Source organism: Nostoc sp., assembly GCF_036919555.1.
Lineage (GTDB): Bacteria > Cyanobacteriota > Cyanobacteriia > Cyanobacteriales > Nostocaceae > Nostoc.
The window spans coordinates 13,963-32,085 of sequence record NZ_JBALCS010000071.1 but is presented as its reverse complement, the minus strand read 5'-3'; the positions used below and the strand labels follow the sequence as shown (position 1 = coordinate 32,085).

The following is an 18,123-nucleotide window of genomic DNA, read 5'->3' as shown; positions in this document are numbered from 1 at the left end:
GCTCATAACCATCTTTTACCCCCTTTTTAAGGGGGTCGCCGTAGGCGGGGGGATCTTAACCGAACCGTATTGCAAGTTATCTGATTACTCAAAAGCCCTCTAAAACTCACCCTGTTCTATCTTTAATCCCTCTCCTTACTAAGGAGAGGGACAGGTTTTACTACGTAAAACCAGGGTGAGGTATTTCAGGGACTATGTATGAGACTTAACGGGAAATTGCGTGTACACCGTAGCCAAAGGCGGGCAGGATGCCGACCCCACAAGATGGGCGAATGGAATAGAGCCTCCGGCACGCTGACGCGAACGCAGCTACACAGGCAAAGTCGGCCTCTGCGGACTAAAGAAAAAGCGATCGCCACATCTACTAAAGTGCTTTGCTGTCTAATGCAAGTTTTGTAACGTTTGTTAACTAAGATATTGTCCTGGGAATTCTAACCTTAGTACACAAGAATTCTCGGAAAAGTTTATGAGCGCAAAAGTTGATGGAACTGTAACGATCGCTGGCTACCAAATCATAGAGCAACTTTATTCAGGTTCTCGTACTCAAGTGTATCGGGCAGTTCGAGAAGGCGATCGCTTACCAGTTGTGATCAAGCTCTTAAAACGAGAATACCCTACCTTCAGTGAATTAATCCAGTTTCGCAACCAATATGCGATCGCTAAAAACCTAGATATTCCCAGCATCATCAAGCCCTACAGCTTAGACGCTTATCGCAACGGCTATGCCCTAGTCATGGAAGACTTTGGTGGCATTGCTTTACGAGAATTTACCCAAGGAAAACCACTGACTTTAGAGCAATTCCTTGCGATTGCTCTGCAACTACTAGACACGCTACACCTGTTACATCAACAGCGCGTCATTCACAAAGACATTAAGCCAGCCAACATTCTGATTCATCCTGACACGAAACAAATTAAGCTGATTGACTTCAGTATTGCCTCGCTTTTACCACGAGAAACCCAGGAAATCCAGAGCATCAACGGACTGGAGGGAACACTAGCGTATCTTTCCCCAGAGCAAACCGGACGGATGAACCGGGGCATTGACTACCGCAGCGACTTCTATTCATTAGGTGTGACTTTCTTTGAACTATTGAGCGGACAACTGCCCTTTGAGTCCCATGACCCGATGGAGTTGGTGCATTCCCACATTGCAAAGCTTCCACCCTTGGTCTACGATTTGAATTCCGATTTGCCCTTGATGCTGGGCGAGATTGTCCGCAAACTGATGGCAAAGAATGCTGAAGACCGCTATCAGAGTGCGTTAGGACTTAAACATGACCTTGTAACCTGCCTAGAACAGTGGCGAGAAACAGGCGAGCATACCTGGTTTGAATTGGGACAGCGCGATATCAGCGATCGCTTTCTCATACCCGAAAAACTCTACGGACGCGAATCGGAAGTGCAGACGTTACTGGAAGCATTTGGTCATGTTGCCAATGGTGATTCCCAACTGATGCTGGTGGCAGGTTTCTCTGGCATTGGCAAAACCGCAGTTGTCAATGAAGTGCATAAGCCGATCGTCCGGTGGAACGGCTACTTCATCAAGGGTAAGTACGACCAGTTCAACCGCAACATTCCTCTGTCTGCTTTTGTGCAAGCCTTTCGTGATTTGATGGGACAGTTCCTGAGTGAAAGTGATACCCAACTGGAGCAATGGCAGAGCAAGATTTTAGCGGCAGTTGGAGAGAACGGGCAAGTCCTGATCGAGGTGATTCCTGAATTGGAGCAGATAATCGGCAAACAGCCTGCGATCGCCCAACTATCGGGCAGTGCTGTACAAAATCGCTTTAATCTGCTGTTCCAAAATTTCATTCAAGTCTTCACCACAACAGAACATCCGTTGGTGATGTTTCTTGATGATTTGCAATGGGCAGATTCGGCATCGCTCAATTTGCTGAAGGTGTTGATGGTAAGCAATCGCGGTTATCTATTCATTATTGGCGCATACCGCGATAACGAAGTGTTTGCGGCTCATTCACTCATGTTAACGCTAGATGAAATCGAAAAGACATCCTCAGGTGTCAACACTCTGACCCTAGCTCCCTTGAGTCAAGCAGATATGAATCATTTAATCGCCGACTCCCTCACTTGTGCAACTGAACTGGCATTGCCGTTGACAGAGTTAGTTTATCAAAAAGCCAAAGGCAATCCCTTTTTCACGACTCAGTTTTTGAAAGCGCTGTATGAAGATGGGCTGATTACCTTTGATTGGGAGACAGGTTTCTGGCAGTGTGATGTAGGGCAAGTGCGATCGCTTGCTCTCACCGATGATGTGGTGGAATTTATGGCCCAACAGCTTCAGAAATTGCCCGACATCACTCAAGATGTTTTGAAACTGGCAGCCTGTATTGGCAATCAGTTTGATTTGGCGACGTTGGCGATCGTTTCTGAACAATCCCAAATCGAAGCGGCTGCAAGTTTATGGAAAGCCTTGCAGGAAGGTTTGATTTTACCCCAAAGTGAAGTTTATAAGTTTTATGTTGGGGAAGGACATCAGCCAGTTCGCCAAGAAAATGCTGAGATTGTTGCATATAAATTTTTACATGACCGGGTGCAACAAGCGGCATACTCCCTAATTCCCGCCGATGAAAAACAACCTGTTCACCTGAAGATTGGACAATTACTCCTGAGTAACATCCCCGAAAGCAAACGGGAAGAACGCATTTTTGAAATCGTCAGTCAACTCAATGTTGCAGCTGAATCAATCACCCAATCCGCAGAACGTCAAACATTGGCGCAATTTAACCTGATGGCAAGTCGCAAGGCAAAATCGGCCACCGCCTATACTGCCGCCTGCAAATATGCCCAGGTGGGCATTGGGTTACTCGTCCAAAACAGTTGGCAGCATCAGTATGAGTTGACCCTAGCACTCCACCAAGTTGCTACAGAAGCCGCCTATCTGAGCGGTGATTTAGAGCAAATGGCAGCCAATGCCCGCCTTGTCCTGAACCAGTCCAAAACCCCATTAGATCAAATCAGCGTTTATGAGGTGGAGATTGAGGCATTCACTGCCCAAGGTCAGTTTGCCCAAGCGATTGCGGCGGCACTTGCCATCTTAAAGCAATTGGGAGTGGAACTGCCCGCAGCGCCTACTCAGGAGGATGTGACAGCTGCCTTTAATACCGTCTCAGATGTGATTGGAGAGCGGTTACCTGCCGAGTTACTCAACCTCAGCCAAGCAAGGGATGCAAACATCCTGGCGGCGGCTCGAATTTTGACATCGGTAGCACCCTGCGCTTATCTGTCTGTGCCACTGCTGTATTTACTGGTGATTTTAAAAAAGGTTTATCTGTCTGTCGTGTATGGCAATGAATCAACCTCGACCTTTAGCTATGTCTCTTATGGAATATTGATGTGTGGTGTGTTCGGAAAGGTTGAATTAGGTTATGAATACGGTCAGTTAGCCCTCGACCTGCTAGTCTCTTATCAAAATTCCGAATTGAAGGGGAAAACTTTATTACTAGCCTGTGTGTACACAAGGCATTGGAAAATGCACCTGCGTGAGACATTAGACCCCTTGCAGATTGCCTATCGTAGTTGTTTAGATGTGGGCGATTTGGCTTTCGCGGGCTACTCTGCGTATAACTACAGTTTTTACTCCTATTTTGCAGGACAGAATTTAACGCAACTGGAGTCGGAAGTCGCCGGATATTGTGAAGCGCTCAAGCGCCTCAAGCAAAATATAACTCTGACTTATTCCCAGTTGATTCGACAAATTCTGCTCAATTTAATCGGGGATGCGGATGACGTGGTGGTGTTGAGCGGTGCAGCCTACAATGAACAGCATCAACTTCCATTACATGAAGCAGGGGGCGATCGCACCGGATTAGCATTGCTGTGGATTAACAAACTGGTTGTGTCCTATCTGTTTTCAGAGTTTAAACAAGCCACAGAACATGCTGGGCAAGCAAGACAGTATTTGGATGCTGTCCTTGCTTTCCTATATGTACCCATCTTTCATTTCTATGAGTCTTTAGCCCTGATAGCATGGTTTGGGCAACTCTCAGCCCCAGAACAGCAGCAAATAAAGGAATGCATCGCTGCTAACCAAGAAAAACTCAACTACTGGGCAACCCATGCACCGATGAATTTTAGACACAAATTCGATTTGGTAGAAGCAGAGCAGTATCGGGTCTTGGGCAATCGAGCAGAAGCAATCGACTATTACGATCGCGCCATCCAAGGAGCCAAAGAAAACGGTTATATCCAAGAAGAAGCTCTGGCCAATGAACTAGCAGCTAAATTTTACCTCGACTGGGGCAAAGAGCGGATTGCCCAGGAATACATGACGAACGCCTACTACGGCTATGCTCGTTGGGGCGCTAAAGCCAAAGTCGCCGACTTGGAACGACGCTATCCCCAACTCCTCGCCTCCATCTTAGAGCAAACCCGTTCTCCCTTCTCAACTAACGAAACCATTTTCAGATTGGAGAGTGTCACCTCCACCAGTTCTGCCACTTCCAGCAGCAGCAGCGTCTCTGTTGCTTTAGATTTAGCTACCATTCTCAAAGCTTCTCAAACCCTTTCTGGCGAAATCGAACTCGAAAAACTGCTCTCGCTATTGTTGCATATCGTCATTGAAAATGCCGGAGCAGATAAATGTGTGTTCATGCTTTTGGAGTCAGGTCGGTTGCTAATTCAGGCTTTAGCACAGCTTTCCCTTGGTGTCACATTTCTACAGAACAAGCGAATTGCCCAGGTCGATTTTTACCCAATGTTGCTCAACCCGCAGCCTGTTGAAGACTCTATTGATCTGCCAGTTAGCTTAATTAATACTGTCAAACGTAGCTTAAAACTAGCAGTAATTGTTGATGCCACGGTGCATCTGCAATTAATCAATGACCCGTATATTCAGCAACAGCAGCCCAAGAGTATTTTGTGCAGCCCGATTTTGCATCAGGGTAAGTTGCTAGGCATATTGTATCTGGAAAATAACCTGACAACCGGAGCTTTTACCAGTGATCGCGTCGAACTGCTGAACTTACTTTGCGCTCAAGCTGCCATTTCTTTGGAAAATGCCCGACTTTATCGAAATTCCCAGAACTATGCTCAACAGTTGGAACAATCTCTAGCAAAATTGCAGGCTAGTGAAACTCGCTTCCAAAATTTGGCGAATAATATTCCTGGTATGGTGTACCAATTTCGTCTGACGGCCGACGGTTCAACTTCAACACCCTATGTTAGCTCTGGCTGCCTGGACTTGTATGGTTTAGCACCAGAGTCGGTGATGACAGGGACAGATAGCCTTTACGCCATGAATCATCCTGACGATCAACCAACTATTACCCAAGCGATCACCTACTCTGCCCAAAATCTGACACCGTTTAAGGAAGAATGGCGGATTATCCAGCCTTCAGGAACCGTGAAATGGATTCAAGCTGCTGCTAGGCCAGAGCGACAAGCCGATGGCACAATCGTCTGGGATGGGGTGGTGATTGATATTAGCGATGTCTACGAGGAGCTTCGCTTACGCAAACAGGCCGAAGCATCTCTAGCCAAAGAACGAGAGTTCTTGAATGCGATCATTCACAATATTACCGATGGAATTGTTGTTTGTGATGCTAGTGGCAAGTTAACCTTATTCAATAATGCAACTCGTGAGTTTCATGGCTTACCAGTGGAATCATTACTAGCAGAAGAATGGGCAGAACACTTCGATCTTTATCAACCTGATGGTCAAACACCTCTGTCAATCACAGAAATCCCTCTGTTTCGTGCCTTGCAAGGGGAAATAGTCGAAAATGCCGAAATGGTAATTGCGCCGAAGCATGGTTCTAAGAAAATTTTGTTAGCAAGCGGACAAGCAATCTTCGATCCTTTGGGTAACAAAGTCGGTGCAGTAGTTGTGATGCGAGATATTAGCGAAAGGGCGCGGCTTGAAGCCGAACGCAAACTTGCTGAACTTGCCTTGCAGCAAAAATCACTTGATTTACAACAAGCGCTAACTGATCTGCAAAACGCCCAATTACAAATGGTGCAAAGTGAAAAAATGTCTGCACTGGGCAACTTAGTTACTGGTGTAGCTCACGAAATGAATAATCCCCTCGGTTTTATTGCTGCCAGTCTAAAACTTGCTAAACCTACGATCGCTGATATTGTTGAACACTTAAAACTCTATCAATCAAGCCTGCCCAATGGAAGTGATGAAATCAAAAACCATGCTGAAGACATCGACTTGGATTATAGCTTAGAAGACTTGCCTAAGATGATTGATTCCATGACGATGGCGTGCGATCGCCTAAAAAATATCAGCACTAGTTTACGAACTTTCTCCCGCGCTGATCGAGATTACAAAGTACCATTTAACATTCACCAAGGCATTGATAGCACAATTTTGATTTTGAAACATCGTCTGAAGGCGAATGAGCAACGTCCTGCTATTGAAGTTGTCACCAACTACGGTAATTTACCTCAAGTAGAATGTTTTCCTGGTCAATTAAATCAGGTATTCATGAATATACTGGCAAATGCTATTGATGCATTAGATGAATCTAATCATGGACGTAGCTTTGAAAAAATAAAAGCCAATCATAACTGGATTGCAATTACAACCTCAGTAGAAAATAATCTAGTTAAAATTGCCATTGCTGACAATGGTCAGGGGATGAATGAATCAGTCAAACAAAATATATTTGACCATTTATTTACGACAAAAGCTGTTGGTAAAGGAACAGGATTAGGACTTGCGATCGCCCGTCAAATCGTTGAAGAAACTCATAGTGGCAAATTGAGTTTCAACTCTGTTATCGGTGAGGGAACAAAATTTTTCATTGAAATTCCGGTATAATTTTTGCTCTTTTTGGTAAATAACTTCAGATATCTGGGAATACTAAATCTGGAAGCTTTAAGGATTTAGCAATATGGTTAGCACTCTTGTCAGTATTCCCGGATATCGCATTAGTGAAGAACTCTACAATGGTTCCAGAACCCTAGTTTATCGAGGGTATCGAGAAACCGACTCATTACCAGTAGTGATTAAACTGCTGAAAAATCCTTATCCGAGTTTCAGCGAACTCCTGTCGTTTCGTAATCAATACACCATTGCCAAAAATCTCAACTCACCGCTAATCATCCAAACTTATAGCCTGGAACCTTACCAAAATGGCTATGCGCTCGTAATGGAAGACTTTGGGGGGATCTCTCTGAAAGAATGGGGAGTGAGGGGAACCCGACAATCTCTGATGGAGTTTTTAGAAATAGCGATCGCACTGTGCAATATCTTAGATGTACTCTACCGAGAGCGGATTATTCATAAAGATATTAAATCCGCCAATATTTTAATTAATCCCGAAACCAAACAAGTCAAATTAATTGACTTCAGTATTGCATCTTTACTACCACGGGAAACCCAAACACTAATCAATCTCAATGTCTTAGAAGGGACACTTGCTTATATTTCCCCAGAACAAACAGGAAGAATGAATCGGGGAATTGATTATCGTACTGATTTTTATTCTTTAGGTGTAACTTTCTACGAATCACTGACTGGTGAATTACCGTTCAAGTCAAACGACCCGATGGAGTTAGTACATTGTCATATTGCAAAACTTCCGCCAAATATGAATAAACTTCACCCCCATAAAGCACTCTCTCCTTACCAAGGAGAGGGTTGGGGTGAGGTTGATTTTCCTATTCCCCAAGTTCTCTGTGACATCGTGATGAAATTGATGGGGAAAAATGCTGAAGACCGCTATCAGAATGTATTAGGGCTGAAATTTGATTTAGAAAATTGTTTATCTCAACTCCAAGAAACTGGTAAGATTAAGGGATTTGAGATTGGGCAGCAGGATGTGTGCGATCGCTTCATTATCCCCGACAAACTCTATGGACGGGAAACAGAAGTATCAACTCTATTCCAAGCATTTGAGCGAGTTAGCCTTGGTGCAACAGAAATGATGCTGGTAGCTGGCTTTTCAGGAATTGGTAAAACTGCGATTGTTAACGAAGTTCATAAACCAATTGTGCGGCAACGTGGTTATTTTATCAAAGGAAAATATGACCAATTTCAACGGAATATTCCCTTTTCGGCATTTGTGCAAGCATTCCGAGATTTAATGGCACAATTATTAAGCGAAAGTGATGCACAGATTCAGCAATGGAAAAACCAAATATTAGAGGCTGTTGGAGAAAATGGACAAGTAATTATTGAAGTTATCCCCGAACTAGAAATAATTATTGGTAAACAATCACCTGCCATAGAATTATCAGGAAATGCGGCACAAAATAGATTTAATTTATTGTTTCAAAAGTTTACCCAAGTTTTTACCAGCTTAGAACATCCATTAGTGATGTTTTTAGATGATTTACAATGGGCAGATTCGGCATCACTGAAGTTAATGCAGCTATTAATGGCTGATACAGGTCATCTTTTGTTAATTGGCGCGTATCGTGATAACGAAGTTAACCCAGGACATCCATTGATGTTGACTTTGAGCGAGATGCAAAAAACACTCTTCACAATTAATACGATTACTTTAGCACCACTGAGTCAAGTCACAGTGAATCAACTAGTTGCTGATACCCTGAAATCTACAGAAACTTTGGCATCGCCTCTTTCTCAATTAGTCTATCAAAAAACTCAAGGGAATCCATTTTTCACTACACAGTTTCTCAAAGCATTGTATCAAGAACATCTGATTCAATTTGATTTTGAATTAGCCTGTTGGCAATGTGACATTGTACAGGTGACGACTCAAGCAATTACAGATAACGTTGTCGCTTTTATGGCATTTCAATTACGAAGATTGCCTGAATCAACTCAACACATATTGCAGTTAGCTGCTTGTATTGGTAATCAGTTTGATTTAGCAACTTTGGCAATTGTTTCAGAACAATCGGAAATTGAGACGGCTGCTGATTTGTGGAAAGCATTACAAGAAGGGTTGATTTTACCGCAGGGTGATGTTTATAAGTTTTATGTTGGGCAAGAAACTCTTGCACGTACACCGGAAAATATTGAGACTGTTACATACAAATTTTTACACGATCGCGTTCAGCAAGCCGCCTACTCGCTGATTCCAGAAGAGCAAAAACAGTTCACTCATTATCTTATTGGAAACTTGCTCCTAGAGAATCTCTCACAGGCAGATCAAGAACAGCAGCTTTTTGAAATTGTTGGCCATCTTAACATCGGCAGTTCATTCATTGTTGATCCCTCGAAACGTGAAGAACTTGCACAATTAAATTTGACCGCAGGAAATAAAGCAAGAAACTCTACTGCTTATGAAGCTGCCTCTAACTACTTTGCTACTGGTATTGATTTGTTAGCTACAGATTTTTGGAAGAAGCAGTATCAGCTATCACTGGAATTGTTTCTACAAAGAGCAGAAACTGAAACTATTTCAGGCCATTTTGAATCAGCATCTCATTTAATTGAAACAATTCTTGATCAAACGGATAACTTACTCGATCGATGTGCAGCCTACGAGCTAAAGATGCGAATGAATATTGTCTGTGGAGAACCTCAGATAGCAATCGATGTAGCCTTACTTGCCATAAACCTATTAGGCATTAAATTAGAATACGAACCTCTTACCAGTGTTGATTTTGATCAACTATTGAACTTACCGAAGATGAGTGATCCCGCAAAGCTCAAAGGAATGGAAATTCTAGTTTCGGTCTGTCCTGCTGCCTATACCAACCAACCCGAATTAATGTTGCCAGTAACCCTTACCATGCTCAAACTATGCAATCAGCATGGTAATTCACCGATTGCGGCCTTTGCCTACGGTTTGTATGGTGTCTTACTCTGTGGGTTTATGGATAATATTGAATTGGGTTACCAATTTGGTCAGCTTTCGCTCAAAATCCTTGAGAAATACAATGCTCATTTCCTGAAAAGTAAGGTATATCAACTCTTCTATGCACATGTATGTGGCTGGAAAGAGCCAGTTTCCGCAACCATTGATGGTTTGCTAGAGTCCGTTCAAAGCGGATTAGACACTGGGGATGTAGAATATGCCCTGTACGGCTTGAAATATTACTGCATTTATTATTTTCTAACAGGTGCATTTCTTGATGATGTAGATGAGATACACAAAAAATATAAAAATCTCAGCCGCAACATTGAGCATGTACATAATGAAATTGCAATTTGGCAACAAATAGGATTAAACCTAAAAGATTTCTCTGATGGAGATGTACTGATTAGCCTTGCAAATCTCAATGAGGAAGATACATTTCAGTACTTGAAAGAGAAGCAACAAAATATAGTTTTGTTTGCTGCTTACTTTGCCAAATGTCAACTTTACTACTTCAAAGGTGATTACGCGAAAGCCATTGAAAATGCAAACAAAGCGAACACTTACATTGCCTTTGTAACTGGTAAAATCTATACCACAGTTCATAACTTTTATTTCTCCCTGGCATTATTAGGACTTGCCCAAACTTTAGAACCAGCACAACGCTCGGTATATCTCAATCAAGTCGAGGAGAATCAAAATCAATTGCAAGCCTGGGCTAATCATGCCCCAATGAATATTCTTCACAAATTTCATCTCGTCAAAGCTGAAATTTGCCGAGTTCTGGGAGATTACAAGGAAACGATCGAACACTACGATCGCGCCATTGCTCTTGCTAAAGAACACGGCTATATCCAAGAGGAAGCCTTAGCTAACGAACTGGCTGCTAAATTCTATCTCAACTGGGGCAAACAGCGCATCGCTCAGGAATATATGACCGAAGCCTACTACGGCTATGCTCGTTGGGGTGCTAAAACCAAGGTTGCTGACCTAGAAAGACGCTATCCGCAACTGCTGGCTCCTATACTCCAGAAAACCTATTCTCCCCTCTCCACGACCGAAACCATCTTCACCTTGGGAACTCTTACTTCGACTAGTTCCGCCACATCCAGCAGTAGCAGTGTCTCTGTGGCTTTAGATTTAGCTGCAATTCTCAAAGCTTCCCAAACTATCTCAAGCGAAATCGAACTGGAAAAACTGCTTTCATCGTTGCTTTCTATCGTCATTGAAAATGCCGGAGCTGATAAGTGCGTGTTAATGCTCTTGCGAGACGAACACCTGCTGATCAAAGGGTCAATTATTGAGGGTTCGGAGCCAGTTGTGTTGCAGCGCCTTCTGGTTGAGGACAGTCAGGATATTCCCCTGAAGCTAATTTATAAAGTCAAGCACAACAAGCAGACTGTTGTGCTGCTTGATGCGAGTGCCGATCCGACTTTAGCTAATGACCCGTATATTATTCGTCAGCAGCCCAAGAGTATCTTGTGCAGCCCGATTTTGCATCAAGGCAAGTTGCTGGGTATTTTATATCTGGAGAATAATTTAGCGACGGGGGCGTTTACAAGCGATCGCGTTGAACTACTAAATCTCCTGTGCACTCAAGCCGCCATTTCTTTGGAAAATGCCCGACTGTTTGAGCAATCGCTAGAATATGCCCAACAGCTAGAGCGATCGCTTGATGAGTTGAATACTACTCAGTCTCGCTTCTATAATCTGGTAGACAATGTTCCTGGCGTAGTTTATCAGTTTCACATCGCTGCTGATGGCACGATGGTAATGCTCTACATTAGTGCCGATTGTTACAACTTGTTCGAGATTACAGCAGAGCAGGCGATGGCCAACGTGCAGCTTCTCATAGAGAGAATACATTCAGAGGATGCTGCACATCATCAGCAATTGATTGCAGAGTCGGTGCAAACACTAAACCCTTGGTGCTGGGAAGGGCGAATTGTCACGCTATCGGGAATCATCAAGTGGATACATGGAGAAGCCCGTATCCTCCAACAAAATGATGGGTCAGTAGTTTGGGATGGATTATTGTTGGATATTAGCGATCGCAAACGGGCGGAGGAAGAACTGCAAAACGCCCAATTACAAATGGTGCAAAGTGAGAAAATGTCTGCTTTGGGTAATTTAATTGCTGGTGTAGCTCACGAAATGAATAATCCCCTTGGTTTTATTGCTGCTAGTCTAAAACTTGCTAAACCTACCATCGCTGATCTTGTTGAACATCTGGGACTATATCAATCAAGTTTACCCAACAAAAGTGAAGAAATCATTGAACACGCCGAAGAAATCGACTTGGATTATAGTTTAGAAGACTTACCCAAGATGATTGATTCCATGTCGATGGCGTGTGACAGGCTAAAAAATATCAGCACCAGTTTGAGAACTTTCTCTCGTGCCGATCAAGACTACAAAGTACCATTTAACATTCACCAAGGTATTGATAGTACCATTCTCATTCTCAAACATCGTCTGAAAGCAAATGAACAACGTCTCGCCATTGAAGTTGTCACCAACTATGGTAATTTACCTGAAGTAGAATGCTTCCCAGGTCAATTAAATCAGGTATTTATGAATCTTCTAGCTAATGCTATTGATGCATTAGAAGAATCTAATCAGTGGCGCAGTTTTGAGGAAATTAAAGCCAATTATAACTGCATTAAAATTACAACCTCAGTAGAGAATAATCTAGTTAAAATTGCCATTGATGATAATGGTAAGGGAATGAATGAACAAGTCAAAGAAAAGATTTTTGACCATTTATTTACTACCAAAGCTGTTGGGAAAGGAACAGGATTAGGACTTGCGATCGCCCGTCAAATTATTGTGGAAAAACATGGCGGAGCGATCGAGGTGAATTCTCAACTTGGCGAAGGAACTGAATTTGCGATTCGGCTACCGTTGTCGGCATAAGCGAGAAAATCGCAGTTGTTGTCGGATAAAAATAATTATCGCTAGCCCGATCAATGGAAGTTATCCACTTTGCAAGAAGCGCTTTGAAATTCCCGCAGGGGTGAAATTGCTAGGCTCTGCACTTGCTGATCAATACCATCTCCCTGAATAATCACCTGGGAACGTGACTGAATTAATTCCCATATCTGCGGACAACCTAGAACAGGAGTCAGTTCTGTTAAAGCAAAAACAAGTTCTGTGTTTAATTTATCTAACGATGGTCGCAATGTCTGGTTTAAGTCTGGCACGTTAGGAAAAGATTTAATGCCTTGCTTTTGCCAGTTTTGAAAATCAACTGTTTGGATGAGTTTTCCTGCTTCTATTTGTGCTTTAAAAAATCCTGCAACTCTATCGGGTTCTAGACTATGGGTTGTTGCTTGTTGCCTAACCTTTAATAGTAACTCTTGTTCGCGCTTTAAATCCTCAATAGGACGTTTGTGATTCCATTTCCACCGGGCTACATCATGTGCAATTATTAATCGCTGCTGGATCAATTTTAGTAATTTATCTACAGCTAGTTGTTGATCTGCGATCGTAATAGCTTGAGGATTTGCTGATTGTACTGACCCAGAGTTCTGAGCAGCGAAATATAATTTTAAGTTGGCAGCAACTACTGTACTACTAAAAAAAAGCCCAAAGAAAATTATTATGACAAACAATAGTGGATGCTTTCTGAAAAAACTTAAATTCATGTCAAAAAGTTTATACACTCTGCTACTTAGCAGTAATTCCCATTAATTCCACAGGAATACAGTATTTTCAATCCCAGATAAAATATCTCATAGTTACTGACAAAAAGCAAGTTCAGCAGTTATCGGATCAGAATTTATTCGGTTATTCCCAGTCTCTGACTGGGAACAAGTCGAACTCCTGTACAGACGCGATTAATCGCGTCTCCTAACTTTTTACGCCTTTGGCGCCAACACCGAGTTTTTAACCAAAAGTTCCACTGCTGCTTGATATTGCAGATCCGCTGCTGTTCCAATCTCTTCGCGGTTAATTGGATCTTGGGAAATTACTTGATCCGGCTTAATACCTAGTTTGTTAATATCCCGGTGTTGAGGAGTTTCATACTTAGCAATTGTGACTGCCAAGCCCGAACCATCTGATAATTCAAATAATGATTGAATTAGACCCTTTCCAAAGGTGGTTTCGCCTACCAACTGGGCACGACCATTATCTTGGAGTGCGCCGGCGAGAATCTCACTCGCACTAGCAGTTCCTTGATTCACCAAAATCACCAGAGGATCGTTCGTCAAGGCTGGCCCTTGGGCTTCAAAACTACCCTGAATGCCTTGTCGGTTAACAGTGTAGACGATGGTGCCGGAGTCTAGCCACAGACGGGCGATTTCAATTCCTGATTGCAATAGCCCCCCAGGATTATTTCGCAAATCCAGAATGTAGGCAGCAGCACCTTTTTTTTCTAGATTAGAAATAGCGTGTGCCAATTCCGTTGAGGCGTTGGCATTGAATTGAGTCAGGCGAAGGTAGCCAATGGGCGTATCCTCCGTGGAAACACGTAATTCTGAAACCACAGGGTTAAGAGCAATGCGATCGCGTGTCAATCTAATTTCTGTTTCTGTCTCTCCGTCTCGTTCGATCAGGAGAGTCACAAGGCTACCACTGGGCCCGCGCATTCTGGTCGCAGCTTCATCAAGGGTGAGATTTTCTGTAGAGATGCCTTCAATTTTGAGAATGCGATCGCGTGGTCTAATCCCCGCTTTCTCTGCCGGTGAACCGGTGATTGGAGCCACTACTTCCAACTTCCCAGTCTCAGGATTCAAGGCAATTTGCAATCCTACCCCAGTCAGTTCCCCAGAAGTATTGACCTGTAAGCTGCGGTACTGTTCTGGATCTAAAAAGCGGGTAAAAGGATCATCGAGGCTCTTAAGCATCTTCCCAATTGCCGTATAACTGGCATTGGAGTCTATGAGCGGCTTCTGGAGAGCCTTTTGCCGGACAGTCGCCCAGTTTTGATGATTAAACGTCTCATCCAGATAAGTACGATTAACAATTCGCCAAACTTCCGAAACCAGTTTTTGTTCCGATGTCAAAGCCACCGCCGGCTGAGTGAGCGTACCAAACGTCAACCAAAACGCCATTAACAATGAAAATCCAACCCGAAAGACTTGTTTATTCATGAACCCCATTATCAATTCCACCTCAACCCAAATTGCCTAGATAATGCCTACTTGCCCTGTTGTTGATGAAATCTATCTCTCGATTATGTTACTTTTTTTATAGAAGTGGTGCATTTTTCTCATCAAGTTGTTCAGTCAACTGATGCATCGTATCCACTCACCAAAGGATAAAATCCACTTTGTGTCCACCATTTTCTGTGTAGGGGCGTAAAGAGTACAAATCCAATAAATTCGGATCGGAAATCGTATTTGCTCACATGTTTTACCCTTCTAGTAAAACTTGCTCAGGTTATGGTCATATCCAAGATATGCCCCGATCGGTGAAAATGTTTGACTGTCAAAGTTGTAGGATCAGTCTAGATAGGGACTGGAACGCAGCAAAAAACCTGGAAAACTAGCTACTTTAGGTATTTAAAACACGGCTTTGCTTTACCGTGTCTGGACGCGGAGGGTTCTGGAGCCGACTCCACCCGATGAAACGTCAAATAAATGTTGGATGTCCAAGGATGTCCAGAGTTTATGTAGCAGATCGCAATATATTCCGTCTTTCTTTACAGGTGTAAAGTTTCTGAAGTCTCTTAACACGCTGAAAGCTGACAAGCAAGCAAAAAACTCCCCTTTACTAAAATCCCAAAATTGCTAATTGGGAGAGAAGTCTGAGCCAAGGCTTCTGCCGATTCAGAACTTCGGGATTTATCAACCGCAACCGACTTTTAGGAACTTGAGATTGTATGGCTAACGTTTACGACTGGTTTGAGGAACGCCTAGAAATTGAGGCGCTCGCTGAAGATGTCACTAGCAAGTACGTCCCTCCCCACGTCAATATATTTTACTGCTTGGGTGGAATTACCCTGGTTTGCTTTCTTATCCAGTTTGCCACTGGATTTGCCATGACGTTCTACTACAGACCAACAGTAGCTGAAGCTTTCTCCTCAGTGCAGTACATCATGACTGAAGTAAGCTTCGGTTGGCTAATTCGCTCCATCCATCGCTGGTCTGCCAGCATGATGGTATTGATGATGATTTTGCACACCTTCCGGGTTTACCTGACTGGTGGTTTCAAAAAGCCCCGCGAATTGACCTGGATAAGTGGTGTCATCCTAGCTGTGATTACCGTTTCCTTTGGAGTTACCGGCTATTCCCTACCTTGGGATCAAATTGGCTACTGGGCTGTAAAAATCGTTAGCGGCGTACCAGAAGCAATTCCGGTAGTTGGCGTTCTCATATCCGACTTGCTGCGCGGCGGTTCGAGTGTTGGTCAAGCAACACTAACTCGTTACTACAGCGCCCACACATTTGTGCTGCCTTGGTTGATTGCAGTCTTCATGCTGTTTCACTTCTTAATGATCCGCAAACAAGGCATTTCCGGTCCTTTGTAATCTTAGCTATTAGCGAAAGGCAACATTTGTCAGTTTTCAGATGAAGTTGTTTGTTTTAAACTTATGAAACACAAGAAATTAATTGTACATAAGTTCCAAAAAACAAACACTTAATATTAAGAAGCCGAAAGCTGTAAGTAAAGACCCTCCAGGCAGCTGATTGTAAATAGACAAACGCTATTTGCCGCAAGGCTAGGGTTGCCTAGTAGCTGATAGCTTTCACAAATGCTTTAATTTAACTTAAGCAGGAGAACACATTTCAAAATGTCAACACAAAAAAAACCTGACCTGAGCGATCCTCAGTTAAGAGCCAAACTCGCTAAAGGCATGGGTCACAACTACTATGGTGAACCCGCTTGGCCTAATGACCTACTTTACGTATTTCCAATCGTAATCATGGGTTCGTTCGCTGCGATTGTGGCTCTAGCTGTGTTAGATCCCGCGATGAACGGTGAACCAGCAAATCCTTTCGCCACACCATTGGAAATTTTGCCGGAGTGGTACTTGTATCCAGTCTTCCAGATTTTGCGATCGCTTCCTAACAAACTTTTAGGAGTGTTAGCAATGGGTTCAGTACCAGTCGGGCTGATTCTCATTCCCTTTATTGAGAACGTCAATAAATTCCAAAACCCTTTCCGCCGTCCAGTTGCAACCACAGTATTCCTCTTTGGTACCCTTGTCACCCTGTGGCTGGGTATTGGTGCTGCCTTGCCATTGGATAAATCTTTGACCTTGGGACTATTCTAAATTAGTCACCACAAAATGCTTTGACGCCTGTGAGTTTCAAGAGCAGATGCAGATGTGCTTTTGAAAAAAATTAACAGGCGTCAATTTTAACAGGAAAGAATTCAGGAGTCACGAGCCAGAATTCCGAATTGAATTCTGAACGAGAAAGCGGATAGCGCAGCAGTTGCGAGTCCGTGAGCGTCTGAATAAACGGGTTTAAGTCCCCACTAGATATGCTTTCTTTAGTGGTTAATAAGACAGTGGTGGTAACAGAGCAGTTCGACAGGTTTACTGTGTCACTTTTTTGAAGTGTGGGTCTCTCTTACAAAGTTGCTCCTCTTGGGGAGACCCCAAGACCGCACTTTGCGCTGAATCCCCCATTGATTGCATTCTGAATTTTTCTTGAAGTTTTGGATTGAAAAGCTATTCCAAAATCTCAAATCACCAAAAGTCAACAAATACAAACATTTTTCACTTACTTAACGTAAGTTGCTAGTTACAACCCTCGAAATGCCAAAATGGTTCATGTTTTGTATTTTGGTACACAGAATATGTCAATTTAGATTTTTCTATGTCAGAGAGATTTTGCGAATAGTGCAAAATTTAATAACTAGTAACTTGGGTTTATTTATATTCAAGTCACAGTTAATTCTTAGCATAGTGCAGGAAGATCATCTGAGGGTTAAGAGCGAACTCAGTCTCCTAAATCAGGTGCAAGAATGGTTCGAGCAATTTTGTCTGCAACATTTGTCTCAACTTGGCTGGTCAAAAACTCAACTTGATCGTCTCAATTTAGCATTAGCAGAAGGCTTTACTAACGCTGTTCGTCATGCTCATCATGCTTTACCCCCGGAAACAATCATTGAGATTAACGTTTATCTCTGGATTGACCGACTAGAGATTAGAATTTGGGATTATGGAAAACCTTTCAATCCTGATGCGATCGCAGAACCAGCCCCAGGTACTTTACAAGTAGGCGGGTATGGATGGTTTCTCCTGCGGCGGTTGGCTGACCGTGTTGTATACGAACGAGGTGCGGATGGTAGAAATTGCCTGCTCATCGTCAAATACTCTGTAGAAACACAAAATTAACAATTCAAAATTAACAATTCAAAATTCAAAATTCAAACATTTCAGACATTTTCAGACGTTCGCGTAGCGTCTCGCAGAGAAGAGGAG

General features: G+C 43.0%; 8 protein-coding genes and 1 pseudogene. 7 read left to right on the top strand and 2 right to left on the bottom strand.

The window, feature by feature from the left end; genetic code table 11:
• The first annotated feature begins 198 nt into the window (after positions 1–198).
• From V7K36_RS19400 to V7K36_RS19390, 3 genes are all read left to right on the top strand, one after another.
• Positions 199–399, top strand: a complete 201-nt coding sequence (locus tag V7K36_RS19400) for a hypothetical protein (protein WP_335118348.1) — start codon at positions 199–201, stop codon at positions 397–399.
• A gap of 67 nt (positions 400–466) precedes the next feature.
• A complete protein-coding gene (locus tag V7K36_RS19395) occupies positions 467–6,790 on the top strand; it encodes an ATP-binding sensor histidine kinase (RefSeq protein ID WP_335118346.1) in 6,324 nt (2,107 codons plus the stop codon).
• A gap of 73 nt (positions 6,791–6,863) precedes the next feature.
• The gene (locus V7K36_RS19390) at positions 6,864–12,659 is read left to right on the top strand and encodes a trifunctional serine/threonine-protein kinase/ATP-binding protein/sensor histidine kinase (protein WP_335118344.1); all 5,796 of its coding nucleotides are present in this window, start codon (positions 6,864–6,866) and stop codon (positions 12,657–12,659) included.
• A 50-nt stretch (positions 12,660–12,709) separates the two neighbouring features.
• Here V7K36_RS19390 and aroQ read toward each other — a convergent pair whose 3' ends face one another.
• A complete protein-coding gene (aroQ, locus tag V7K36_RS19385) occupies positions 12,710–13,357 on the bottom strand; it encodes a gamma subclass chorismate mutase AroQ (RefSeq protein ID WP_335118342.1) in 648 nt (215 codons plus the stop codon).
• A 246-nt stretch (positions 13,358–13,603) separates the two neighbouring features.
• Positions 13,604–14,848 (bottom strand): carboxyl-terminal processing protease CtpA, encoded by a 1,245-nt coding sequence (ctpA, locus tag V7K36_RS19380; protein ID WP_335118340.1) that lies wholly within the window; start codon positions 14,846–14,848, stop codon positions 13,604–13,606.
• 215 nt (positions 14,849–15,063) lie between these two features.
• Here ctpA and V7K36_RS34190 point away from each other — a divergent pair.
• The 4 genes and pseudogenes from V7K36_RS34190 to V7K36_RS19365 all read left to right on the top strand — a co-directional run.
• A pseudogene (locus tag V7K36_RS34190) lies at positions 15,064–15,237 on the top strand (zinc ribbon domain-containing protein); the annotation flags it as partial.
• A gap of 333 nt (positions 15,238–15,570) precedes the next feature.
• Positions 15,571–16,218 carry a cytochrome b6 gene (petB, locus tag V7K36_RS19375; protein WP_334828689.1) on the top strand — a complete coding sequence of 216 codons (648 nt, stop codon included), beginning with the start codon at positions 15,571–15,573 and terminating at the stop codon, positions 16,216–16,218.
• 264 nt (positions 16,219–16,482) lie between these two features.
• The gene (gene petD / locus V7K36_RS19370) at positions 16,483–16,965 is read left to right on the top strand and encodes a cytochrome b6-f complex subunit IV (protein ID WP_292771259.1); all 483 of its coding nucleotides are present in this window, start codon (positions 16,483–16,485) and stop codon (positions 16,963–16,965) included.
• Positions 16,966–17,592: 627 nt separating this feature from the next.
• Entirely contained in the window at positions 17,593–18,036 is a 444-nt protein-coding gene (locus tag V7K36_RS19365; RefSeq protein ID WP_334828806.1) for an ATP-binding protein, read from the top strand.
• Positions 18,037–18,123: the final 87 nt, after the last annotated feature.